The organism is Cupriavidus sp. GW823-FHT07B10 (genome assembly GCF_058794355.1).
In genome coordinates this window covers 711,203-734,809 of the sequence record NZ_JBXAGS010000001.1, presented here as the reverse complement: position 1 = coordinate 734,809, position 23,607 = coordinate 711,203, and the positions used below count along the sequence as shown (strand labels likewise).

Sequence of the window (23,607 nt, the reverse complement as noted above, 5' to 3'; positions counted from 1 at the left end):
CGGCCACGCCGCAAGGATCAGTCGGCCAGTCCGCTGGCGTCGATATAGCCCAGTGCCTCGGTCACGGCGCGGCGCGCCTTGAGCACGTAGCAAACGCGGCGCTCCTGGATCGACAGCGCCAGCACATCGGCCTGCACCAGTTCCAGGAACACGTGGCCGGCGCGCGCCAGGCTCAGCCGTGCGACCTGCGCCAGGTCGGTGGCCGGCAGGCCCGCCTCGCCGGCCTCCAGCAGCGCCCGGCAGATCCGGATCCGCGCGGGCTCGGTCATCAGCGCAAGGGTCAGCGTACTTTCCTGGGTCTCCATGATCACACCTCGGTCTCCGGGCACGCCCCCGGTCCGCGAAACACGGCGGCAGGGCGGTGCTGGCGTATTTTTTTCCGCGCCGTTCCTTGCGCGCAGTTTTTCCCGTTCTACGCGGCTCGCCGCGCAAACGCAATAGGGTGGAGCCACGGCCCGGCAAAGACTGGTGCGATTACAACAAATAGCGCGTGCCAGCCGCATTCGGGGGATGCGCGATGCGGCTGCACCTCCCCTTCGGCGGCCGGCTGCGGTCAGACCATCAAGCCATCACAAACGGCAATTGCCGCTGGCGCTTGCCCGTCAGCGTGAACAGCGCGTTCGCCACTGCCGGCGCGATCGGCGGCACGCCCGGCTCGCCCAGGCCGGTGGGGTTCTCCTGCGAGGGCACGAAGAACACGTCCACCACCGGCGCATCGGTGATGCGCGGCGGCGGATAGTCCGGGAAGTTGCTGTTCTTCACGGCGCCGTTCTCGATCTCGATGGCAAACCCCGGCTTGGTCATGGCCAGCCCAAAGATGCAGGCACCCTGGATCTGGGCCTCGGCGGACATCGGATTGACCACGCGGTTGGCATGCACGCCGGCGGTGACGCGGTGCACGCGCGGCTCGCCCTTCACCACCGAGACGTCGACCACGTAGGCCACCACGGTGTTGAACGACTCGTGCACGGCCACGCCCCAGGCATGGCCCTTGGACAGCTTGCGCTTGCCATAGCCGGACTTGTCCACCGCCAGCTGCAGCGCGGCGCGGTGGCGCGCGTGCTTCTTCTCGTCGAGCCGGGCCAGGCGGAATGCCACGGGGTCCTGCTTCGCGGCCGCGGCCATTTCATCGGCCAGCGTTTCCTTGACGAAGGCGGTATGCGTATTGCCCACCGAGCGCCACCACAGCACCGGCACGTCCACCTGCGGATGGTGCACCGACATCTGCAGCGGCAGGTCATAGTCGTTCTCGACGATGCCTTCGGTCATGGTGGCGTCGACGCCGTTCTTGACCATGAAGGGCTCGAACGGCGTGCCCTTCAGGATCGACTGACCGACGATGGTGTGCTGCCAGCCCACCACCTTGCCCTGCGCATCCAGCCCGATGCGGGCGCGGTGCAGGTGCAGCGGTCGGTAGTAGCCGCCGCGGATATCGTCCTCGCGGCTCCACACCACCTTGAGCGGCTCGGTGTGGCCGGCGGCTACCCAGGCCTTGAGCACGTTGGCCGCCTCGACGATGTAGTCCGAGGTCGGCACCGCGCGCCGGCCGAAGCCGCCGCCGGCCATCATGGTGTTGAGCACCACCTTGTCCGGCGTCAGCCCCAGCGTGCGCGCCACCGCGGCCTGGTCGACGGTCTGGAACTGCGAGCCCACCCAGACCTTGACCGACTGCACCTTGCCGCCGGCCACTTCCGGCTGCAGCGTGCAGTTCAGCGGCTCCATCGGCGCGTGTGCCAGGTACGGGAAGCGGAAGTCGGCCTCGATCTTGCGCGCGGCACCGTTGATGGCCGAGCCGATATCCCCGCTCCCGGCGCGCGCCACCGTGCCGGGCTGGCCGGCCAGCTTTGCGTACTCATCGAAGAGCGCCTGCGACGACACCTTCGAGCCCGCGTCTTCCCACTGGATGTCGAGCGCGTCGCGGCCCATCTTGGCCGGCCAGTAGCCGCTGGCAATCACCGCCACGCCGCTGCCGCCGCGGTCGACCGGCACCTGCAGCACGCCGCGCACGCCCTGCACCGCGCGCGCCTTGTCGGCGCTGAAGCTCTTGACCTTGCCGCCAAAGCGCGGCGGGCGCGCCACCACGGCCACCACCATGCCCTTCAGGTGCGTGTCGATGCCGAACGGCGTGGTCGCGTCCATCTTGCCGCGCGCATCCAGCCGCGGCGTGGGCTTGCCGACGATGCGGAACTGCGAGGGGTCTTTCAGAGTGACCCGCTGCGGCACGGGCAGCTCCATCGCCGCGGGCGCCAGCTCGCCGAAGGTGGCACGATGGCTGCCGGACGTGATGACGCCCTGCTCCACCTTGCAGCTGGCCGGATCGACCTTCCACTGCTGCGCGGCCGCCGCCACCAGCATCGCGCGGGCGCGCGCGCCCAGTTCACGATATTGCTCGAACGAGTGGTTCAGCGCGGTGGAGCCGCCGGTCATCTGCATGCCGAAGGCGGGGTCCTTGTACGGGTCGCCCGCCGGTGCCAGCGTGGCGCGCACGTTGCGCCAGTCGGCGTCCAGCTCTTCGGCCAGCGCCATCGGCAGCGCGGTGTGCACGCCCTGGCCGAACTCGAGCCGGTTCACGGCCACGGTCACGGTGTTGTCCGGCGCGATGATCAGGAACGCCTGCGGCGCCGGCGCTGTGGTCCTGGGCCTGGCCGCGTCCTGCGCCTGCGCCAGCGGCGCCACGCCCAGTGCCAGCCCGCCGCCGGCCAGGCCGGTCAGCTTCAGGAAACTGCGGCGGTCCAGCGTGGCGATACCGGTGTGCTGACGCGCTTCGCCATCATTGCCGCCCTGGCCGCCGGCCAGTGCCTCGATGCCTCGGATTCGCATTATCATTCCTCCCGCTCAGGCCAGCGCACGGGCGGCGTCTTTGATCGCCGCGCGGATGCGCTGGTACGTGCCGCAGCGGCACAGGTTGCCGGCCATGGCCTGGTCGATGTCGGCGTCGGTAGGCCGCGGCTTGGTGCGCAGCAGGCCGATGGCGCTCATCACCTGGCCGTTCTGGCAGTAGCCGCATTGCGCCACGTCATGCTTGAGCCAGGCGTCCATCACGGCGCGCCCGACCTTGTCAGTGCCGATGCCTTCGATGGTGGTGATGCGCGCTCCGGCAGCCGCGGATACCGGCGTCACGCAGCTGCGCGTAGCCTGGCCGTTGACGTGCACGGTGCAGGCACCGCATGCGGCCATGCCGCAGCCGAACTTGGTGCCGGTCATTTCAAGGTTGTCACGCAGCGCCCACAGCAGCGGCGTGGACGGGTCCACGTCGACTTCACGGGTCTTGCCGTTGACGTTGATATTGAGGGTGGTCATGGGGGGACACTCCTTGGGTACGTTGCCCGCTGGTTCTTTCCAGTGCCCCCGCCGGGCGCAATCGTGCGGCGCGCGGGCACTGCCCATGCGCCGCAGCCTGGCGCAAAGGACAAATGAGGATAGTGCAATTTCGGTCACCTTGCCGGACACCATGCGCACTACCCTGCCCCCGAAGCCGTTTTGCACGAACTTTGGGCATGTGGCGGCTGTCCCTCATGAATCCCTTCGCTTTCCGATTTCTGCCGCCGCAACAGTGCCATCGACTGTTCCAGAACACACTTATTCCGGCGCCTCCACGGCACCGGTCCCGCACGCCACCGCTGCCACGCGCGTGCCGGCGGCCCAGTCCCCGTCAGTGGCGCGGCTCGACAGCATCCAGGCCCTGCGCGGGCTGGCTGCCGCGTTCGTGGTGGTCTACCACTCCGGCCTGGCGCTGGGCGGCGCCGATGCGCCGGCGCTCAACTGGCTGACCGACAACGTGATCAAGCGCGGCCATGCCGGCGTGGACGTCTTCTTTGTCATCAGCGGCTTCATCATCGCCTGGGTCGCGGTGCTGGCGCGGCCCCAGCCTGAGCGCCCGCTCAGCTTCATGATCCGGCGCTGCTGCCGGCTGGCGCCGCCGTACTGGACCATGTCGGCCATCCATGCGCTGCTGCTCAATCCGGTCACGCCGGCGGTGTTCGCGGCGTCGCTGGCCTTCCTGCCGACTGCCACCGGCCACGCGCCGTACTATGGCTACCCGGCGCTGTACGTGGGCTGGTCGCTCAACTATGAGCTGGCGTTCTATGCCGCCTTCGCGCTCGGCCTGCTGCTGGCCGGGCGGCGCGCGCTGCTGGTGGTGCTGGGGGGCTTCGCGTTGACCACGCTGGTGCTGCCGTGGTGGCGCTTCGGCGCGCTGGCGGCAGATCCGGCGCAGGGCTACCCGTTCGCCACGCCGTGGCTGGCCATGGCCAGCAATCCGCTGGTGCTGGAATTCCTGCTGGGCTGCGGACTGGCGTGGGCCTACGGGCGCTGGCGCCACCTGCTGACGCCGGCCATCGCGGTGGGCATGCTGGCAACCGGTTGCGCGGCGTTCGCGCTGTCGCTGCCGCTGGTCGGGCCCGACTTCAGCCTGGCCGGACGCGGGCTGCCCGCGGCGGCGCTGCTGGCCGGCGCCGTGGCGGCCGAGCACGCCGGCGTGCTGCGCGTGCCGCGCGTACTGGTCTGGCTGGGCGAACTGTCGTATGCGCTGTACCTGACGCACCCCACCGTGATCGAGGGCGTCAAGCGCCTGATGCCCGAACTGGCGCCCGGCCAGACCGCGCTGCAACTGCTGCGCTTTGCCATCGATGCCGGCCTGGCGCTGGCGCTGGCGCTACTGCTGCACCGCTGGGTGGAGCTGCCCGGCATCGCCGCCGGCCGGCGGCTGGCGCGGCGCTGACGCGCGCGCTCAGCGCTGCGGCATGCCGGCCAGGAACAGATAGAGCGCGGTCAGGTCGGTATCGTTCATGCGTCCGAACGAATCGAACGGCATCACGCGGCTTACTTCGGTGCCATCTGGGCGCTTGCCGCTGCGCATCATCGCGATAAAGGCCGAAGCCTGGCCGTAGCGCGACATGGCGCCGCCCGGCACGGGGCGCAGGTCCGCCGCGGGCGGCCAGTCGGGCGGCGCGCCCGGGATCTTGCCGCCGCGGAAGTCCGGCCCGTGACATCCCAGGCACGCATTGGCGACGTAGCCGCCGTACCTGGCCGTGGGCGCCGGCACCATTGCAGGCTGCACCGGCAAGCTGTGGTCGATCTTGGCGGCCGCGTCCTGCACGATGCCCACGCCGTACAGCGCCCGCACCAGCCATGGCATGCGGATTTCCGCAGGCGCCCCCATCGCCGGCGGCAGGCTGCGCAGGTAGCCCACCAGCGCGCCCAGGTCCTCGTCGCTCAGGCGGTTGTAGTCCTCGCTGGGCATGATCAGCAGCGGCCGGTGCGAGGGCGCCACGCCATGGCGGATGCTCCGTACCCAGTCAACCGGCTGGTAGGCGGCAATGTCCGGATTGGCGCGCGTCAGGTCCGGCGCGCGCACGCGCAGGCCGCCGGGGTCGTCGATCACCTGCTTGCCGCCGCCGCCGGCACCGTGGCATTCCATGCAGCCGCGCGATTCAAACAAGTACTTGCCGAGCGCGATGCCGGCGGCATCTTCACGGATGGCGATGGGTGAAACCTTGACCTCGACAATGCGCGACGCCTTGCGCTCGCCGACCCATACCGCGGCATAGGCCCCCACGGCCACGGCGACAGCCGTGCCGGCCAGCCCCCATGCCGCCACCCGCAGAAATCGCGCCATTTGCCTTCCCCTGTCTGCCGCACTGGATGCAGCAGCTTGCCGCCAGTGGGCGGGGGGCTGTCGGTGGGGCAGGCCACATAGCGGCGGCGCGCGCCTCGGTCAGGCCAGCCCGGCCGGGGCCCGGTCGATGAAGCCGGTCATGCGCGCCAGCCGGCCATCGGCGGAAATCGTGGCGAAGTCGGTGCCGACCACCAGCGCCGGCTCTCCCGCCGGGCCCAGTTCCCACGTAAAGCGCAGGTGTTCGCCGTGGGCATCCACCGGGCTCACGCGGGTAAAGCGGAACCCGGGGAATTTCGTCTGCACCGCGGCGATCATCGCGTCAATGCCGGCATGGCCGTCGCCGCGCATCAGCGGATCGACATAGCTTGCCGATTCCGTCCACGCCAGCGCGATCAGCTCGCGCCGGCGCGCGGCGTCGGTCTCGTTCCAGGCGGCGAGGTAGCGGTCGGCAAGGGCGGCGGGATCGGCAGTGGCTTGGGCTTGGATGGCGGCAGACATGGCGTACTCCTGGTCTTGGTTGGGAATCCGTATAGCGGCCTCAGGTCAGGCCATGGCTGCATGATGGGCGCGGCGGGGCCGTGGCGCGATTACCCGTGAGGTTATGAACTGGCTTACCCGCAGGCCTGACGGTCTCTACCAAAAAATCGCCCCCAGCACCAGTGCCAAGATAGCCCCCAACCTGCCCCCTGTCCTGCCAATGGCCGCGTCCTTATCCTCGCTACATTGCCCCTACGCTGGGCGGCATTCCGTCCCCGCATCCGGGGCCGTGCCGCCCGGGCGCGCCGGGCAAGCCGCCTCCTCCCACCCAGACGCACCGCCTTTTTGCATCGTTCTCGTCCATGACGCCCCACACGGCCCCGCCGAGCCACCAGGCCGCCAACGACCATCCTGCCCCGCAGCGCCGCTGGCTGCCCTTGCTGCTGGCCGGCGCCGGCTATTTCGTGCTGGCGGCGGCTGCGCTGTGGCTGGCGCGGCTGCCCGGTACCGTGGCGGCGGTGTGGCTGCCCAACGCCTTCGGGCTGGGCCTGCTGCTGCACCGGCCGCGCGCGGAGGGACCGTGGCTGCTGGCCGGCATGCTGGGCGCCAGCGTGCTGGCCAACCATGCGGCCGGCGACAGCGTCGCCACCGCGCTGATGCTGACCGGCGCCAACCTGGCCGAGATGCTGTTCGCGCTCGGGCTGTTGCGCCTGCTGGACCGGCATGCCGCCCTGGGGCGCCACGGTCCGCTGGCCGCCTTCGCGGTGATGCTGGCGGTGGGCGGCATCCTGGCGCCGGCACTGGGGGCCACCGCCGGCGCCATGGCCATCGCCGCGACCCATGGCACCAGCTTCGCCTCGGTCTGGTGGACGTGGTGGCAGGCCGACGCGCTCGGCATGGCGCTGTTGCTGCCGATGATGTTGTCGATGACGGAGGTGCGCGTGCGCGCCGCCGTCGCGCGGCCGGTGCTGGCGCCGCAGGCGGGCGCGCTGGCGCTGTGCCTGGCCATCGGCGCCTTTGCGCAGTGGCAGAGCCATGACCCGTTTGCCGCGATGTCGCTGCCGCTGGTGCTGGTGGCGCTGGCCGGCAATCCGTTTGCGACCGCGCTGCTGACGCTGGTGGCCACACTCTGCCTGCAGGCGCTGATGCTGCTCGCGCACCGCCATGAAGCAGTGCCGCTGTCGGCGGCGGTGATCATGGTGTTCCCGGTCTGCATCGCCTACCTGACCGAGCAGAACCGGCACGGCCGCGCCAGCCTGCGCAGCAGCGACAAGCGCTTTCGCCAGGCCATGGAGCATTCAGCCATCGGCATGGCGCTGGTCGGCATGGACGGCCGCTGCCAGACGGTGAACCGCGCCATGACCGAGCTGCTGGGCTACAGCGCGGCCGAGCTGCACGAGCTGAGCTACCAGCAGCTGACCCACCCCGACGACCTGACCGGCGACCTGCGCCAGGTCGACAACCTGCTGTCCGGCAAGATCGAGTCCTACCGCCTGGAAAAGCGCTACCGCCATAAGGACGGCCATTACCGCTGGGTTCTGCTGGCGGTGTCGCTGGTGCGCGACGAACAGACCGGCGAGCCGCAGCACTTCATCACCCAGGTGGAAGACATCCACGCGCGCAAGCTGGCGCAGCAAGAGCTGGAACGGCTGTCACGCCGCATCCAGCTGGCGGCTGAAGCCGGCGGCGTGGGCATCTGGGAGTGGGACTTCACCAGCGCCGGCGTCACCTGGGATGCGCGCATGCATGCGCTGCACGGCACCGACCCCGCGGGCGGCACGCCAGTGGTGGAGCAATGGATCGCGATGCTGCATCCGGACGACGTCAGCCGCGTCAGCGGCGAGATGCGCCAAGCCATCCGTGGCGAGGCGCCGTTCGATACCGAATACCGCATCGCACGCCCCGGCGGCGACGTGCGCCACGTGCGCGCGATGGCCATGGTCACGCGCACCGACGATGGCACCGCGCAGGCCCTGGTCGGCACCAACTGGGACATCACCGAGCAGCGGCGCCTGACCGAGGCGCTGTTCGAAGAGAAGGAACGCCTGCACATCACGCTGCGCTCGATCGGCGATGCGGTGATCTGCACCGATGCGGCCATGCACGTGACCTTCATGAACCCGATCGCCGAACAGCTGACCGGCTGGACCATGGCCAGCGCCACCGGCCTGCCGCTGGAGCAGGTCTTCCGCATCGTCGACGAAGCCACCGGCGACCCCATCCCCAGCCCGGTCGAAGCCTGCCTGCGCACGCTCGCGCCGGCTTACCTGCAGGACGGCGCCGTGCTGCAGAGCCTGACCGGCGAGCGCCACGACGTGCAGGACTCGGCCGCTCCCGTGCTGACCGCGCGCGGCGAGGTGCTGGGCGCGGTGCTGGTGTTCCAGGACATCACCACCGCGCGCGCGCTGCAGCGCGAGCTGGCGCGTTCGGCCATGCACGATGCGCTCACTGGCCTGCCCAACCGCACCTGGTTCGAGAAGCGCCTGCGCGAAGCCTGCGACGCGGCGCGGCTGCACGGCCACCGCGCCGCGCTGTGCTTCATCGACCTGGACCGCTTCAAGATCGTCAACGACACCGCCGGCCACGGCGCCGGCGACGTGCTGCTGCGCGAACTGGGCTACATGATCCGCAACCACGTGCGTCCCGACGACGTGCTGGCGCGCCTGGGCGGCGACGAGTTCGCGCTGCTGCTCAAGGACTGCACCGTCGACCAGGCCGAACAGGTCTGCCAGGGCGTGATCGACGCCATCCGCGGCCGCCGCTTCCCGTGGGAAGGACGCGTGTACGACATGGGCGCCAGCATCGGCATCGCCGCGATCGACCTGGACGTGCCCCCGGTCAGCGAACTGATGAGCCGCGCCGACGTGGCCTGCTACGCCGCCAAGGCCGCCGGCCGCAGCCGCGTCTCGGTCTACCGCCGCGACGAGAGCGACGCGCGCCGCCACCACCGCGAGCTGGAAGTCGCCGCCGGCATCCATTCGGCGCTGGAAGCGAACCGCTTCCGCCTGTTCGCGCAGGAGATCCGCGCACTGCAGCCGGAGGAGAACGAAGACGGCGCCGAACACTGCCATATCGAGATCCTGGTGCGCATGGTCGACGAGCACGGCGATCTGATCATGCCCGGTGCCTTCATTCCCGCCGCCGAGCGCTACGACCTGATGGGCCACGTCGACCGCTGGGTCATCCGCAACGTGCTGCGCGGCTACGGCGAACGCCTGGGCGCCGTGCCCGGGCTGTCGGTATCGATCAACCTGTCCGCCAACTCGCTCGGCGAGCCCTTCCTGCTGCCCTTCCTGCATGCAGAGCTGGAGGCCAGTGCGCTGCCCGCCAGCCGCATCCGGCTGGAGATCACGGAAACCGCGCTGATCAACAATATGGCCGCGGCCAACCGGCTGGTGACGGAGATGCGGCGCGCCGGCTGCACCGTGTCGCTGGACGACTTCGGCTCGGGCCTGTCGTCGTTTGCCTACCTGAAGCAGTTCCCGGTGGACTTCCTGAAGATCGACGGCAGCTTCATCCGGCAACTGGCCGACAACGCGGTCGACCGCGAGATCGTCAGCTCGATCAACGACATCGGGCACCGGCTGGGGGTGCGCACGGTGGCGGAGTGGGTGGAGGATGAGCGCACCCTCGATGCGCTGCGCGCGATCGGGGTGGACTATGCGCAGGGGTATGTGATCGGGCGACCGGTGCCGCTGGACGTGTTCCTGGCCGGATGCCGGCAGCGCGACGCGCAGGCCTCCCAGGCCGCCGGGGTCGTGATGGATCCGGCGCCAGTCACCAGGCCAGATGTCCGCCCCCCGGTGCTCCGCTTCCATTGTGACTAAAACACCATATTGAGGCTCATTCGTCCTACGGGATTACACCGATTCATACATGCCTGTATATACAGGACTATACATGCCTATGCATCGCCCAGAAAAAGCGTTCCCGACTGCACGACCGAAGGAGTTCCCGTGACCAAGACCACCACCAACCCCACGCGTTTCCGCGACACCGAAATCCGCGCCCCCCGCGGCACCACGCTGACGGCCAGGAGCTGGCTCACGGAAGCCCCGCTGCGCATGCTGATGAACAACCTCGACCCCGAGGTGGCGGAGAACCCGAAGGAACTGGTGGTCTATGGCGGCATCGGCCGCGCCGCCCGCAACTGGGAATGCTATGACCGCATCGTGGAAGCGCTGACCCGCCTGGAAGACGACCAGACCCTGCTGGTGCAGTCGGGCAAGCCCGTGGGCGTGTTCCGCACCCATCGCGACGCGCCGCGCGTGCTGATCGCCAACTCCAACCTGGTGCCGCACTGGGCCAACTGGGAACACTTCAACGAACTCGATGCAAAGGGCCTGGCCATGTATGGCCAGATGACCGCCGGCAGCTGGATATATATCGGCAGCCAGGGCATCGTGCAGGGCACCTATGAGACCTTCGTCGAAGCCGGCCGCCAGCATTTCGGCGGCAACCTGAAGGGCCGCTGGGTGCTGACCGCCGGCCTGGGCGGCATGGGCGGCGCGCAGCCGCTGGCCGCCACGCTGGCCGGCGCTTGTTCGCTCAATATCGAATGCCAGCAGAGCCGCATCGACTTCCGCCTGAAGACCCGCTATGTCGACGAGCAGGCCACCGACCTTGACGACGCACTGGCCCGCATCGACCGCTACACGTCGCAGGGCAAGGCGATCTCGATCGCGCTGTGCGCCAACGCCGCCGAGGCGCTGCCCGAGCTGGTGCGCCGCGGCGTGCGCCCGGACATGGTCACCGACCAGACCAGCGCGCATGACCCGCTCAACGGCTACCTGCCGGCCGGCTGGAGCTGGGACGAATACCGCGAGCGCGCGCAGCGCGAGCCGGCGGCGGTGGTAAAGGCCGCCAAGGCGTCGATGGCCGCGCATGTGCGCGCCATGCTGGCGTTCCAGCAGATGGGCGTGCCGACCTTCGACTACGGCAACAATATCCGCCAGATGGCCAAGGAAGAAGGCGTGGCCAATGCCTTCGACTTCCCCGGCTTCGTGCCCGCGTACATCCGCCCGCTGTTCTGCCGCGGCATCGGCCCGTTCCGCTGGGCCGCGCTGTCGGGCGACCCGCAGGACATCTACAAGACCGACGCCAAGGTCAAGGAACTGATCCCCGATGACGAGCACCTGCACCGCTGGCTCGACATGGCGCGCGAGCGCATCAGCTTCCAGGGCCTGCCGGCGCGGATCTGCTGGGTGGGCCTGGGCCTGCGCGCCAAGCTGGGCCTGGCCTTCAACGAGATGGTGCGCAGCGGCGAGCTGTCGGCGCCGGTCGTGATCGGGCGCGACCACCTGGATTCGGGCTCGGTCGCCAGCCCCAACCGCGAGACCGAGGCCATGCAGGACGGCTCCGACGCCGTGTCCGACTGGCCGCTGCTGAACGCGCTGCTCAACACCGCCAGCGGCGCCACCTGGGTTTCGCTGCACCATGGCGGCGGCGTGGGCATGGGCTTCTCGCAGCATTCCGGCGTAGTGATCGTGTGCGACGGCACCGATGAAGCCGCCGCCCGCATCGCCCGCGTGCTGCACAACGACCCCGCCACCGGCGTGATGCGCCATGCCGACGCCGGCTACGAGATCGCCGTCGACTGCGCGCGCGAGCAGGGCCTGGACCTGCCGATGCTGAACCACGCATCGCGCGACTGATCCCGCGGCCAGCAAGAGCCGTTCTGCCGCCGGGCCGCCGCGTGCGCCCCGGCCGGCGCCTTATCGTTTTACGGAGACACCCATGTCCATCGACACCACCGCCGGCGTGGCGGTCGCTGCGCCCCAGGCGCAACTGTCACGCACGCGCGCCATTGCCGCCATTACCATCGGCAATGGCCTGGAGTTCTATGATTTCGTCGTCTACAGCTTCTTTGCCACGCTGATCGGCCGGCTCTACTTTCCGGTCGACAACCCTACCGGGCAACTGCTGATGTCGTTCGCCACCTTTGGCGTCGGCTTCCTGATGCGCCCGCTGGGCGGCCTGCTGATCGGCATGTATGCCGACCGCGCCGGGCGCAAGCCGGCGGTGGCGCTGACCTTGTGGCTGATGGGGCTGAGCTCGCTGATCTTCGTGGTGACGCCGCCGTACGCGCAGATCGGCATCCTCGCGCCGGTGCTGGTGGTGGTGGCGCGGCTGGTGCAGGGCTTTGCCATCGGCGGCGAGATGGGCGCATCGACCGCGCTGCTGCTGGAATACGCCGATGACCGCACGCGCGGCTTCTATACCGCATGGCAGCCGTTCAGCCAGGGCCTGGCGGCGCTGCTGGGCGCGATCACCGGCCTGGTGCTGAGCAACGTGCTGGCGCCGGCCGAGCTGGAAGCCTGGGGCTGGCGCCTCGCCTTCCTGATCGGCATCCTGGTGATCCCGGTCGGCCTGGTGATCCGCCGCCGGCTGGAAGAAACCGCCGCGCCCGTGCGCCACGGCGAGCACGCCGCGCAATGGCCGCTGCTGCGCCGCCATGGCCGCGAGATCATCGCCAGCATCCTGCTGATGATCGGCCTGGCCTCTTCGACCTATATCGTCGTGTACTACCTCAGCAACTACGCGGTCAGCGTGCTGAAGATGCCGCTGTCGCTGGGCATCTGGGCCGCGTGCGTGGCGGCGCTGGTGCAGGTGGTGCTGTCGCCGTTCGCGGGCTGGCTGGCTGACCGCATCGGCCGCAAGACCGTGGTGCTGTGGTCGCGCGTGGCGCTGCTGGCAATGGTCTACCCGGCCTTCGTGCTGATCAACGCCGAGCCGTCGCTCGCGCGCCTGCTGGTGGTGGTGGGCTGCCTGTCGGTGCCGATGTCGATGACCGCGCCGGCCTCGATGGTCCTGGTCAGCGAGGTGCTGCCGCAGCGGCTGCGCGCCACCGGGCTGTCGATCGCGTATTGCGTGGCGATCGCGATCTTCGGCGGCTTTGCGCAGTATTTTTCGACCCGGCTGATCCAGGTCACCGGTGACGCCAATGCGCCCGCGCTGTATGTGATCGGCTGTGGCCTGGTATCGCTGATCGGCCTGGCAATGGTGCCGGAAACGCTGGGACGGCGGCTGAAATGAGTTCCCCGGCGCCTGCAAAGGGTGCTCCAAAGCCGCCCGAGCTAGCCTAAGCAAGGTGTTCTCCCTCTCCCCTCATGGGGAGAGGGTGGTTTGGCCAGGAACCACATCAAGCAAGGCCCTCGTTTTTTCCAGCCCTGTGACGCCGGCAAACGCCCCACCTTCCCCCGCTGCCAGCACCTCAAAACCCCGGGTTAACACCTAGAACGCCGTTCGGATTCCCGAACGGCGTTTTCGCATGCCGGTCCGGATTCCCGAATCCGGCGCCGGAATCACATCTTTTTCTCCTTTGTATTCAACAAGTTGCACAACTCCTGCAGCCCTTTCGGGCTGGCACGGCGCGTGCAATATAGGCCGCCGCTTACAGCGCCAGACGGGTATGCCGGCACGCCGCCCGGCGTCCCGGCCGATGCCAAAAACAAAGGAGGACACACACATGACCGACCCCGCCTTGCCCACCCCCTTCGCCACTCCGGCGAACCCACGGCACCTGTTGCCGCGCTGAACCACGACAAGGCCGGCCCGGCGCCCCGACATCGCCGCCCAGCCTTCCCGCAATACACAGACGCCCGTCCCTGCCACAGGAGACGGACGCACAGGCCTGATCCACGATGAAACTGAATCGACTGCCCACCCTGATCTTCATTGCGATGCTGCTCGGCGTGCTGGTCGGCACCGCCGCGCACAACATGGCGCCGGACGCCGCCACCGCCAAATCGATTGCGGACCACCTGTCCATCCTGACCGATGTATTCCTGCGGATGATCAAGATGATCATCGGCCCGCTGGTGTTCGCCACGCTGGTGGCCGGCATCGCCAGCATGGGCGATGGCCGCGCCGTGGGCCGCATCGGCCTGAAGGCAATGATGTGGTTCATTGGCGCCTCGATCACCTCGCTGCTGCTGGGCCTGGTGATGGCCAACCTGCTGGAACCCGGCCACGGCATGAACCTGCCGCTGCCGCCAGCTGACGCGGCCTCGAACCTGAAGACCGGCGCGCTGAACCTGCGCGACTTCATCGCCCACATGTTCCCCAAGAGCTTTGTCGAGGCCATGGCGCACAACGAGATCCTGCAGATCGTGGTGTTCTCGCTGTTCTTCGGCTTTGCGCTGGGCACGGTCAAGGACGGCGTGGGCAAGCCCGTGCTGCAAGGCATCGAAGGCCTCGCCACGGTGATGCTGAAGGTCACCAACTACGTGATGGCGTTTGCCCCGGTTGGCGTGTTCGGCGCCATCGCGGCGGTGATCACCGCGCAGGGCCTGGGCGTGCTGGTCGTGTACGCCAAGCTGATTGGCAGCCTGTACCTGGCGCTGGCGCTGCTGTGGGTGGCGCTGATCGCCGGCGGCTACTTCTTCCTGGGCCGTGACGTGTTCCGCCTGCTCAAGCAGATGCGCGCGCCGCTGATGATCGGCTTCGCCACCGCCAGCAGCGAATCGGCCTACCCGAAAGTGATCGACCAGCTGACCCGTTTCGGCGTCAAGGAGCGCATCACCAACTTCGTGCTGCCGCTGGGCTACTCGTTCAACCTGGACGGCTCGATCATGTACACCTCGTTTGCCGCGCTGTTCGTGGCGCAGGTGTATGGCATCGAGCTGTCGCTGACCCAGCAGATCACCATGCTGCTGGTCCTGCTTGTCACCAGCAAGGGCATCGCCGGCGTGCCGCGCGCCTCGCTGGTGGTGGTCGCCGCCGTGCTGCCGATGTTCGGCCTGCCGGAGGCCGGCATCCTGCTGGTGCTGGGCATCGACCACGTACTCGACATGGGTCGCACCGTGACCAATGTGCTCGGCAATGCGATTGCCACCGCCGTCGTCGCCAAAAGCGAAGACGCCATCGGCGCGCCGGTACCGTCCGAGGAGGATGAACCCGCCGCGGATACCACCACCGGCCTGGCACCTGCCCAGGTCCTCGCGGGCAAGTAATACCGTCCGCCAGGCGTGCCAGGGCCCGGTTGCCGATACGGCAACCGGGCCTTTTTGCATTCTGGCGCGGCACCGCCCCCCTGGTGTGGTAAAAGTAGGCACCCGCGCCGGCCCCTGCCCCTCTGGTCCGCGCGGCGGCTTTGCCACCTGCCTCACCCAACACCTGATGACCGGTCCGCTACACCCTCCCGGCGATACCACCCGCGCCACCGCACCCGCGTCCGCCGCACCCACCGGCTCGCGCCTGCCCCACGGCCTGCGCGGCCTTGCGCCGCTGCTCGCGCTGCTGGCGCTGGCCATGCTGGTGGGCCTGGCGGGCTCGCTCGGCTACCGCTACAGCTACGACACCGCGCTGGCGCGCCAGGCCGAACGCGGCCAGGTGCAGTTGCGGCTGTACACGCAGGCACTGGAAAGCGAGCTGGCGCACTACGACTACGTGCCCGGCCTGCTGTCGCTGGACGAGCGCATCGCCGCGCTGCTGCTGCGCCCGGACGACGCCGCCCGCGCGGCACGCGCCAATGACTACCTGAGCGCCCTCAATACGCGCGCCGGCACGCGCGTGATCTATGTGCTGGATGCGCACGGCAAGGTGCTGGCCAGCAGCAACTGGCAGCGCCCGGACAGCTACCTGGGCGAAGCGCTGAGTTTCCGCCCGTACTTCCAGGCGGCCATGGACGGCCAGTTGGGGCGCTTCTACGGCGTGGGCACCACCCGCAGCGAATCGGGCTACTACCTGTCGGCGCCGCTGGGCGAGCGCGACAACCCGGTCGGCGTGGCGGTGGTCAAGATTGGCCTGGAGCCGCTGGAGAACCGCTGGCAGGGCGCCGACAGCCAGATGCTGCTGACCGACGAGAACGGCGTGGTGATCCTGGCCTCGGACCCGTCATGGAAGCTGGCCGCGCTGCGCCCCCTGTCACCCGAGGCGCGCGAGCGCCTGATGCGCAGCCTCCAGTACAACCGCGCCCCGCTGCCGCAACTGCCGCTGACCCTGGTGCGCAAGCTGAACAACGGCAACGGCAGCAGCAGCGACGAACTGGTGCGCCTGCGCCGCGGCCCGCCGATGCTGGCGCAGCATGCCGCGCTGCCCGGCACCGACTGGCAGCTGACGCTGCTGACCAATACCTCGCAGGCACGCGTGGCCGCGCTCAACACGGCGGCACTGGCCGGCGTGCTGAGCGCCTTCGTGCTGCTGCTGGGGGCGGCGTGGAACGTGCGCCGGCGAATCGTCAACGAGCGCCTGGCGGCGCGCGCCGCGCTGGAGGCGGCCAACAGCGAGCTGGAGCGCAAGGTGGCCGATCGCACCGCCGACCTGTCCACCTCCAACCAGCGCCTGCAGGCCGAGGTGGCCGAACGCATCCGTGCCGAGACCGTGCTGCGCCAGGCCCAGGACGGGCTGCTGCAGGCCGGCAAGCTGGCCGCCGTGGGGCAGATGTCGACCGGCATCGCGCATGAGCTGAACCAGCCGCTGGCGGCGCTGCGCACCATCTCAGGCAATACCGGCAAGTTCCTCGAGCGCGGCGACTACGCCACCGTGCGCGCCAACCTCGACACCATCATCGGGCTGGTCGAACGCATGGGCCGCATCACCGGCGCGCTCAAGTCGTTTGCACGCAAGTCCGGCAACGGCCGCCGCCAGGCCAGGCTGGCCGAAGCGGTGGACAACGCATTGTTCCTGCTGCAGACGCGCGTGGACGCGGTCCAACCCGCGCTGCAGCGCGATGTCGATCCGACGCTGGCGGTGGTGTGCGATCCCAACCGCCTGGAACAGGTACTGGTGAACCTGCTCGGCAACGCGCTCGATGCCCTCGCCGGCCAGCCCGCGCCGCGCATTGCGCTGCACGCGCACGTGGCGGGCGCCATGGTCCACCTGACCGTGCGCGACAATGGCGCCGGCTTGTCCGAGGAAGCCTTCGCACGACTGTTCGAGCCCTTCTTCACCACCAAGCCCGCCGGGCAAGGGCTGGGGCTCGGCCTCACGCTGTCGGCCGGCATCCTCAATGAAAACGGCGGCAGCCTGTCCGCCGCCAACCACCCGGACGGCGGCGCCTGCTTCACGCTGGTGCTGCCGCTGGCGCCGCACGACGCCAACCCACAGGACGCAAAGCATGCCGGCTGACCTGACTGTACTGATCGTCGAGGACGATGCCGACGTACGCCTGGGCTGCGAGCAGGCGCTGCGCCTGGAGGGCATTGCCACGCGTGGCGTGGGCAGCGCCGAGGCCGCGTTGCGCGAGGCCGGGCCGGGCTATGCCGGCGTGGTCGTCAGCGACATTCGCCTGCCGGGCCAGGACGGCATGGCGCTGCTCGCGCAACTGCGCGAGCGCGACCCCGCGCTGCCGGTGATCATGATCACCGGCCATGGCGACGTGGGGCTGGCGGTGCAGGCGATGAAGCAAGGCGCCTACGACTTCCTGGAAAAGCCGTTCTCGCCCGAGCAGCTGGTGGACGCCACGCGCCGCGCGCTGGAGCAACGCCGGCTCGCGCTGGAAGTGTCAGAACTGCGAGAACGGCTGGCGGGCCGCCAGAAGCTGGAAGCCCACCTGATCGGCCATTCGCCCACGGTCGAGCGGCTGCGCCGCCTGATCGCCGACCTGGCCGGCACCGACGCCAATGTGCTGATCCACGGCGAGACCGGCACCGGCAAGGAACTGGTGGCGCGCTGCCTGCATGAGGCCAGCCAGCGCCACGCGCGCAACTTTGTTGCCATCAACTGCGGCGGCCTGCCAGAGCAGCTGTTCGAGAGCGAGATCTTCGGCCATGAAGCCGGCTCGTTCACCGGTGCCGCGCGCCGCCGCATCGGCAAGATCGAACACGCCGAAGGCGGCACGCTGTTTCTCGACGAGATCGAGAGCATGCCGATGCCGCTGCAGATCAAGCTGCTGCGGGTGCTGCAGGAACGCGTGGTGGAACGGCTTGGCTCCAACCAGCCGGTGCCGGTCAACACGCGCGTGGTGGCCGCCACCAAGGCCGACCTGCGCGCGCTCTCCGATGCCGGCCAGTTCCGCGCCGACCTGTATTACCGCCTGAACGTGATCACGCTGGAATTGCCGCCGCTGCGCGAGCGGCGCGAAGACGTGCCAGCTTTGTTCGAGCATTTCGTCGCGCAGGCCGCGTTGCGCTTCAACCGCGAGGCTGTGCCCGCGACCCCGGCCGAGCTGGCCGCGCTGGTAGCCTACCCATGGCCCGGCAATGTGCGCGAGCTGCGCAACCTGGCCGAGCGCCATGTGCTGGGGCTGGGCTGCAACCCCGGCCACGGCACCACCGCTCCCGAAGCCCTGCCGCTGGCGCAGGCAGTCGAGCAATTCGAGCGCGCACTGATTGCCGATGCCATGCGCCGCCACGACGGCAACCTGAGCCGCGCCAGCGAAGCCCTGGGCGTGGCGAAGACCACGCTGTTCGACAAGGTGCGCAAGTACGGGCTTTGAAGCGTGGCCGGGGAATCGGGAACAGTCGCGCCGGCCATGCCGCGCAATCTGTCATGTCACGACAGAACTCTGAAGCGCCCGCTGTATTCAGCGGATGCTTCAGAGCTGCGTCGAACCCCGGGGAACCACCGGGGCAGGACAATGTCTGCGTTACTGTCGTGCCTGCCTGCAAGCACCAATGTGCGTTAAACAACCAATACGCGATGGATTTATGTTTTTTCTTACAGATGGATTGGCGTTTGCGGCATATTATTGGCTTCCAGCAGATCCGAGTCTGAGATCTTCAATACGTCCAGAAAGTCGCTGATCGGCTGGAAATGAAAGAAACAACAAATTTATAAAGAAAGCCGTCCGGCCGGCGGGGGAGCGGGTCAGGACACAGGGTCAGTCAACCATTGGCAGTGACAACCGCGCGGCGCATGTGCCTGGCGCCGCGGGCGCCGTCCCGGCGCGACTGCCTTCAGGACCACGGGTGATGGGATGAAACTGGATCCGGCACTGGCTGAAAAGCCTTATTACAGCACGCGTACAGCGGCAAAACTGCTTAACGTCTCTCTGGGCACCGTCCAGAAGATGGTCGAGCGCGGCGAACTTGGCGCCTGGAAGACCAACGGCGGCCATCGGCGCATCCACAAGGAAACCGTGCACCGCCTGCTGGCGACGCGCATCGGGCCGGAATCGGCGTCGCCGCACGGCCTGGACCTGGTGGTATTCCACCCCAACCACCAGGAAGCGCAGCGCATCCACGGCCAGCTTGCCAAGTGGGGGCTGCCGCTCAAGAGCGTGGTGGTCGACGATGTGCTGGACACCGTCATCACCTCGGTCAGCGAGCATCCGCGCGTGGTGCTGTACTACGTCGACGAACTGAACGACGCCGAGTCGGCCACCATCGAGAAGCTACAAAATTTCTTTGCCAGCCAGCACGTGATCTTCGCCGTGATCACCAACCGCCAGGCCTATGAAGGCGTGGCCGATGCCCTGCAGCACTGGGGCATCATGGTGTTCCTGAAGACGCCGTCGCTGGAAGAGGTCAAGGGCTTCCTGCGCGCCCAGCTGATGATGGGCCGCACCGCCTGAGCACGGCTGCGCCGGGGCCATGCCGGCCCCGGCATCGCTTGCAGCCTCAGGCCACTGCCGCCTGCCGCGGCGTTGCCAGCCCGGCTTCGTCGCCGTCGGCCTGCGCCATCATCCAGCCGTACAGGTTGCGCGGATCCGGCGGCATCGCCACCAGCTCAACCGCCCTGCCCGCCCGGTGCGCCTGCGCTGCGGTGTAGAGCCAGCGCAGCGCGGCGTAGTCTTCCAGCGCAAACCCAACCGAATCGAACACGGTCACCTCGTCCGCCGCCGCGCGGCCGGGCGCGTGGCCGGCCAGCACCTGCCACAGCTCGGTCACCGGCGCGTCGGCCGGCAACTGCTGGATCTCGCCTTCGATGCGCGTCTGGTCTTCGTATTCCACCACGATGCGCGCGCGGCGCAGGATATCGGGGTGCAGTTCAGTCTTGCCGGGGCAGTCGCCGCCAACCGCATTAAGGTGCATGCCGGGCCGCACCATTTCCGGCGTGAGGATGGTGGCGCGAGTCTTGTCGGCGGTGACCGTGGAGACAATGTCCGCCCCGGCCAGCGCGGCCTCGATCGATTCGGCACGCCGGATCGAAAGTCCGGGTACGCCACCAAGGTTGCGCATCAGCCGTGTCGTGGCGGCGGGATCGATGTCATAGGCGGCGATCTCGCGCACGCCCAGCATCGCCTGGAAGGCCAGCACCTGGAACTCGGCCTGCGCGCCGTTGCCGATCAGCGCCATCGTCGCCGCACCGGGCCGCGCCATGGCGCGCGCCGCCAGCGCCGAGGTGGCCGCGGTGCGCAGCGCAGTGGCCAGCGTCAGGTCAGCCAGCATCAGCGGGAAGCCGGTTTCCACCTCGGCCAGCAGGCCGCAGGCCATCACCGTCGGCATGCCATGCTGCGCATTGCGCGGATGGCCGTTGACATACTTGAACGCATACTGGATGCCGTCGCTGACCGGCATCAGCTCGATCACGCCACGCGCGGAATGGCTCGCCAGCCGCGCGGACTTGTCGAAGTCGTGCCAGCGCAGAAAGGCCTGCCGGACCTGCCCGGCCAGGTCCACGATGGCGGCCTGCGGGCCGATGGTGGCCACCAGCCGGGCCACGTCACTGGCGTCCAGGAACAGGGATCGGGCGGTGCTTTTCATGACCGTCTCCTTGGCTGTCTGTGCGATGCCTGCACTCAGGCCGCCACCGCGGCGATGCCCGGCCCGCTGCGGCGATCCAGGCGCAGCGTCATGCAATAGGCGCCGCCGCCGGACAGCATGAAGGGCGACAGGTCGACCTCATGCAGCTGGTAGCCGCGCCGGCCCAGCTCGGTGCGCAGGTGCGGCGTGGTGCGGGTCATCACCACCTGGTCGTCGAGATTGACGGCATTGACGCTGAAGTGGCGCAGGTCGTCGGCGCTGGCCTCGATGCGCAGCCGCGCCGGCACGCGCGCGCGCAGTTCGCGCAACGCCGCTTCGCTGAAGGCCGGCGGGTAGTACAGCACCTCGCCGCCGGAAAGCGGGCAGAAGCAGACGTCCAGGTGGTAGCTCTGCTCGGTGGCCAGTTCCAGCGCCACCACGTCCTTGCCGAAGTAGTTCGACACCGCCACGGCTGCCTCATGCGACGAGCGCGGACCGAACCCGGCCCAGAAGTGGCCGCGGCCGGCATCCCAGATGCAGTCGCCCGCGCCTTCCTGGAAGCAGCCCTCGGGCAGCAGCGCGACTTCGTCGAGCAGGCCGCGTTCGCGCAGCTTGCCGAAGATGTCGGCGAACGGCGCTTCTTCACCACGGCGTTGCGGGTAGCGAAAGCGCGCCAGCAACGCGCGGCCATCGAGCACCACCGCGGCGTTGGCCGGGAACACCATGTCGGGCAGCCCCGGCGCGCCGGGGGCCACCTCGACCGCAAAGCCGGCCCGGCCCAGCGCCTCGCGCAGCGCGTCGAACGACTGCATCGCGCTGCGGTGCATGCCGCGCGGGTCGCGTGCCCAGGCAGCCGGGTCCATCCACGGATTGATGCTGTACGACACGTCGTAGAAGGTCGGCTCGACCAGCAGGATCGTGGGGGAGTGGGTCACGGGGGCTCCTTTTTTGATGGCAGGTTTCGGGAAATCAATCGCTCGATTGAATTCTCGGGCAAGCTGGTGTTAACTAATAGCCAGCAAATTGCGCAATTTGCGCGAGGCATTTATCAAAATGCCAGCGTATGCTGGCGCTTTGAAAAGACTGTTTGCCCACCCCATGGATGCCACCGACCACCAGTTGATTTCACTCCTGCGCGACAACGCGCGCATGCCGGTCACGGCGCTGGCGCAGGCGCTGCGCGTGTCGCGCGCGACCGTGCAGAACCGCATCGACAAACTGGAACAGGAAGGGGTGATCGTTGGCTACACGGTGCGCCTGCGGCCCGAGGCCGAAGCGCACCGCATCCGCGCCTGGATGACGATTGCCGTGGAAGGCAACAAGGCCCGCACCGTGCTGCAGGCGCTGCGCGGCGAGCCCAATGTGCAAGCGCTGCATACCACCAACGGCCGCTGGGACATCATTGCCGAGCTGCGCGCCGACACACTGGAAGCGTTCGACCGCGCGCTGGACCGGATCCGGCTGATCGATGGCATCAGCGCCACCGAGACCAGCATCCTGCTGTCGACCTACAAGTAAAGGGACCCGCCCAGGTCCCGGCGCTTCCCACCACCGGCAGGCGCGCCACGCCCAGTGCCGCCATGCGCTTGTGCGGTGCATCACGCCCCACGATTGGGATGCGCTGCACCAAAGGCGGCCAAATATATCACCCCGTGATATATTACGCGCACCATTCCAAAGCGCCCCCCGTCACAAGAATGCCAACCGCCCCCGCTGTCGCTGCCCTGGCGCAGAATGCCCGTGCATGGCTGCGCACATTCGTTCCGCTACCCGTTGCCGCCAGCCGCAAGGAGCGCCTCAAAAGCTGCCTGGGCGCCCTGCTGGGCCTGCTCTGCACTGAATGGATCAGCCACCAGACCTTGGGCGGCTTCAACCCCTGGTTTGTCGCGCCGATGGGGGCCTGCGCGGTGCTGCTGTTCGCCGTGCCATCATCGCCGCTGGCACAGCCCTGGTCAGTGATTGGCGGCAACCTGATTGCCGCGGTGGTCGGCGTGGCGTGCGCGCGCTGGATCCCGGACCCTGGCCTGGCCGCAGCGGTCGCAGTGGCCGTCTCCATCGCCCTGATGTTCCAGTTCCACTGCGTGCACCCGCCCAGCGGCGCGGTGGCCATCACCGCCGTATTCGGCGGGCCGGCGGTCAGTGCGCTGGGCTTCGGCTTCGTTGCCGTGCCCGTGCTGTTCAATTCGATGCTGCTGCTGATGATGGCGCTGGCCTTCAACAACCTGTCGCGGCGGCGCTACCCGCACCGCCCGCCCGAGCCTGCCATGCAGCACGGGACCAAGGACGTGCCGCCATCCCAGCGCGTTGGCGTCACCCGCGCCGACCTCGATGCTGCGCTGAAGGTGCGCGGCGAATTCCTGGATATCGAAGAAGACGACCTCGAACAGATCCTGGTGGCCGCGCAGTTGCGCGCCTACCGGCGCCACTTCGGCAACGTGCTGTGCGGCGAGATCATGTCGCGCGACGTGGTCATGGTGACCCCGGACCAGCCTGCACATGAGGCCGGGCACCTGCTGTCGCGGCACCGTATCAAGGCCCTGCCGGTAGTGGACGCCACCCGGCGGCTGGTAGGCATCATCACCCAGAGCGATTTTTTTGCGGCGCAGCGTGATACCGGTGCGCGGCGGCTGGCTGGTACCGTGCGGGACCTGATGACACGCGCCGTTGTCACCGCCCGACCCGAGCAGCCGATGGTGGAGTTGGCCCAGGCATTCTCGGACGGCGGCTTGCACCACGCGCCGGTGATCGACGACCACCGGCGCGTGGTGGGGATGGTGACGCAGTCGGATCTGGTGGCTGCACTGCTCAAGAGTGGGGTGATGGCGGTGCCGGATTGAGGGCACCCGGACATCGCATCAACGCCTTTGGCTGCGCCCCGCGCAAGCGCAGAAGAAACCGACGATGCACTTTGAGCCCGCGCAGCAGCCGTAGGCGTCCCCGCGATGC

Annotated in this window: 17 protein-coding genes; 10 read left to right on the top strand and 7 right to left on the bottom strand. The window is 68.7% G+C overall.

The features are described 5' to 3' along the window. Nucleotides 1–17: 17 nt before the first annotated feature. The 3 genes from AC1Q6V_RS03500 to AC1Q6V_RS03490 all read right to left on the bottom strand — a co-directional run bounded on the left by AC1Q6V_RS03500 (nucleotide 18) and on the right by AC1Q6V_RS03490 (nucleotide 3,300). Nucleotides 18–305 (bottom strand): hypothetical protein, encoded by a 288-nt coding sequence (locus tag AC1Q6V_RS03500; protein WP_037023964.1) that lies wholly within the window; start codon nucleotides 303–305, stop codon nucleotides 18–20. Between the two features lie 256 nt (nucleotides 306–561). Beyond that, nucleotides 562–2,820 (bottom strand): xanthine dehydrogenase family protein molybdopterin-binding subunit, encoded by a 2,259-nt coding sequence (locus tag AC1Q6V_RS03495; RefSeq protein WP_454750196.1) that lies wholly within the window; start codon nucleotides 2,818–2,820, stop codon nucleotides 562–564. A 15-nt stretch (nucleotides 2,821–2,835) separates the two neighbouring features. Beyond that, nucleotides 2,836–3,300 carry a (2Fe-2S)-binding protein gene (locus tag AC1Q6V_RS03490; protein ID WP_010813052.1) on the bottom strand — a complete coding sequence of 155 codons (465 nt, stop codon included), beginning with the start codon at nucleotides 3,298–3,300 and terminating at the stop codon, nucleotides 2,836–2,838. Nucleotides 3,301–3,631: 331 nt separating this feature from the next. Between AC1Q6V_RS03490 and AC1Q6V_RS03485 the strand changes: the two genes are divergently transcribed. After that, nucleotides 3,632–4,720: an acyltransferase family protein gene (locus AC1Q6V_RS03485; protein ID WP_439671764.1), complete on the top strand. Its 1,089-nt coding sequence runs from the start codon at nucleotides 3,632–3,634 to the stop codon at nucleotides 4,718–4,720. A gap of 9 nt (nucleotides 4,721–4,729) precedes the next feature. On the opposite strand, the gene AC1Q6V_RS03480 is transcribed toward AC1Q6V_RS03485, so the two are convergent. Then, nucleotides 4,730–5,617, bottom strand: coding sequence for a c-type cytochrome (locus AC1Q6V_RS03480; RefSeq protein WP_010813054.1), 888 nt, complete (start codon nucleotides 5,615–5,617; stop codon nucleotides 4,730–4,732). 99 nt (nucleotides 5,618–5,716) lie between these two features. After that, nucleotides 5,717–6,115 carry a nuclear transport factor 2 family protein gene (locus AC1Q6V_RS03475; RefSeq protein ID WP_454750195.1) on the bottom strand — a complete coding sequence of 133 codons (399 nt, stop codon included), beginning with the start codon at nucleotides 6,113–6,115 and terminating at the stop codon, nucleotides 5,717–5,719. Between the two features lie 341 nt (nucleotides 6,116–6,456). Between AC1Q6V_RS03475 and AC1Q6V_RS03470 the strand changes: the two genes are divergently transcribed. The 7 genes from AC1Q6V_RS03470 (at nucleotide 6,457) to AC1Q6V_RS03440 (ending at nucleotide 19,550) form a co-directional block, all read left to right on the top strand. After that, on the top strand, nucleotides 6,457–9,921 hold the full coding sequence (locus tag AC1Q6V_RS03470) for a diguanylate cyclase (protein WP_454750194.1): 3,465 nt from the start codon (nucleotides 6,457–6,459) through the stop codon (nucleotides 9,919–9,921). Between the two features lie 129 nt (nucleotides 9,922–10,050). Continuing rightward, nucleotides 10,051–11,748, top strand: coding sequence for a urocanate hydratase (gene hutU, locus AC1Q6V_RS03465; RefSeq protein WP_439668596.1), 1,698 nt, complete (start codon nucleotides 10,051–10,053; stop codon nucleotides 11,746–11,748). Nucleotides 11,749–11,830: 82 nt separating this feature from the next. Then, nucleotides 11,831–13,129, top strand: coding sequence for an MFS transporter (locus AC1Q6V_RS03460; RefSeq protein ID WP_439668595.1), 1,299 nt, complete (start codon nucleotides 11,831–11,833; stop codon nucleotides 13,127–13,129). 608 nt (nucleotides 13,130–13,737) lie between these two features. Beyond that, entirely contained in the window at nucleotides 13,738–15,048 is a 1,311-nt protein-coding gene (locus AC1Q6V_RS03455; RefSeq protein ID WP_010813062.1) for a dicarboxylate/amino acid:cation symporter, read from the top strand. A gap of 166 nt (nucleotides 15,049–15,214) precedes the next feature. After that, nucleotides 15,215–17,164 (top strand): sensor histidine kinase, encoded by a 1,950-nt coding sequence (locus AC1Q6V_RS03450; RefSeq protein ID WP_011614654.1) that lies wholly within the window; start codon nucleotides 15,215–15,217, stop codon nucleotides 17,162–17,164. Next, entirely contained in the window at nucleotides 17,154–18,473 is a 1,320-nt protein-coding gene (locus AC1Q6V_RS03445; RefSeq protein ID WP_010813064.1) for a sigma-54-dependent transcriptional regulator, read from the top strand. Before AC1Q6V_RS03450 ends, AC1Q6V_RS03445 begins: the two co-directional genes overlap by 11 nt. Before the next feature lie 480 nt (nucleotides 18,474–18,953). Further along, on the top strand, nucleotides 18,954–19,550 hold the full coding sequence (locus AC1Q6V_RS03440) for a helix-turn-helix domain-containing protein (RefSeq protein WP_010813065.1): 597 nt from the start codon (nucleotides 18,954–18,956) through the stop codon (nucleotides 19,548–19,550). A 46-nt stretch (nucleotides 19,551–19,596) separates the two neighbouring features. Here the strand turns inward: AC1Q6V_RS03440 and ocd are convergent, their stop codons facing one another. Continuing rightward, nucleotides 19,597–20,682 carry an ornithine cyclodeaminase gene (ocd, locus tag AC1Q6V_RS03435; protein ID WP_010813066.1) on the bottom strand — a complete coding sequence of 362 codons (1,086 nt, stop codon included), beginning with the start codon at nucleotides 20,680–20,682 and terminating at the stop codon, nucleotides 19,597–19,599. Between the two features lie 35 nt (nucleotides 20,683–20,717). Continuing rightward, nucleotides 20,718–21,596 (bottom strand): dimethylarginine dimethylaminohydrolase family protein, encoded by an 879-nt coding sequence (locus tag AC1Q6V_RS03430; protein WP_011614653.1) that lies wholly within the window; start codon nucleotides 21,594–21,596, stop codon nucleotides 20,718–20,720. Between the two features lie 163 nt (nucleotides 21,597–21,759). Here AC1Q6V_RS03430 and AC1Q6V_RS03425 point away from each other — a divergent pair, with 163 nt between their 5' ends. Both AC1Q6V_RS03425 and AC1Q6V_RS03420 read left to right on the top strand, forming a co-directional pair. After that, nucleotides 21,760–22,179: an Lrp/AsnC family transcriptional regulator gene (locus AC1Q6V_RS03425; protein WP_010813068.1), complete on the top strand. Its 420-nt coding sequence runs from the start codon at nucleotides 21,760–21,762 to the stop codon at nucleotides 22,177–22,179. A gap of 179 nt (nucleotides 22,180–22,358) precedes the next feature. Next, nucleotides 22,359–23,498, top strand: coding sequence for an HPP family protein (locus tag AC1Q6V_RS03420; protein ID WP_010813069.1), 1,140 nt, complete (start codon nucleotides 22,359–22,361; stop codon nucleotides 23,496–23,498). Nucleotides 23,499–23,607 lie beyond the last annotated feature (109 nt).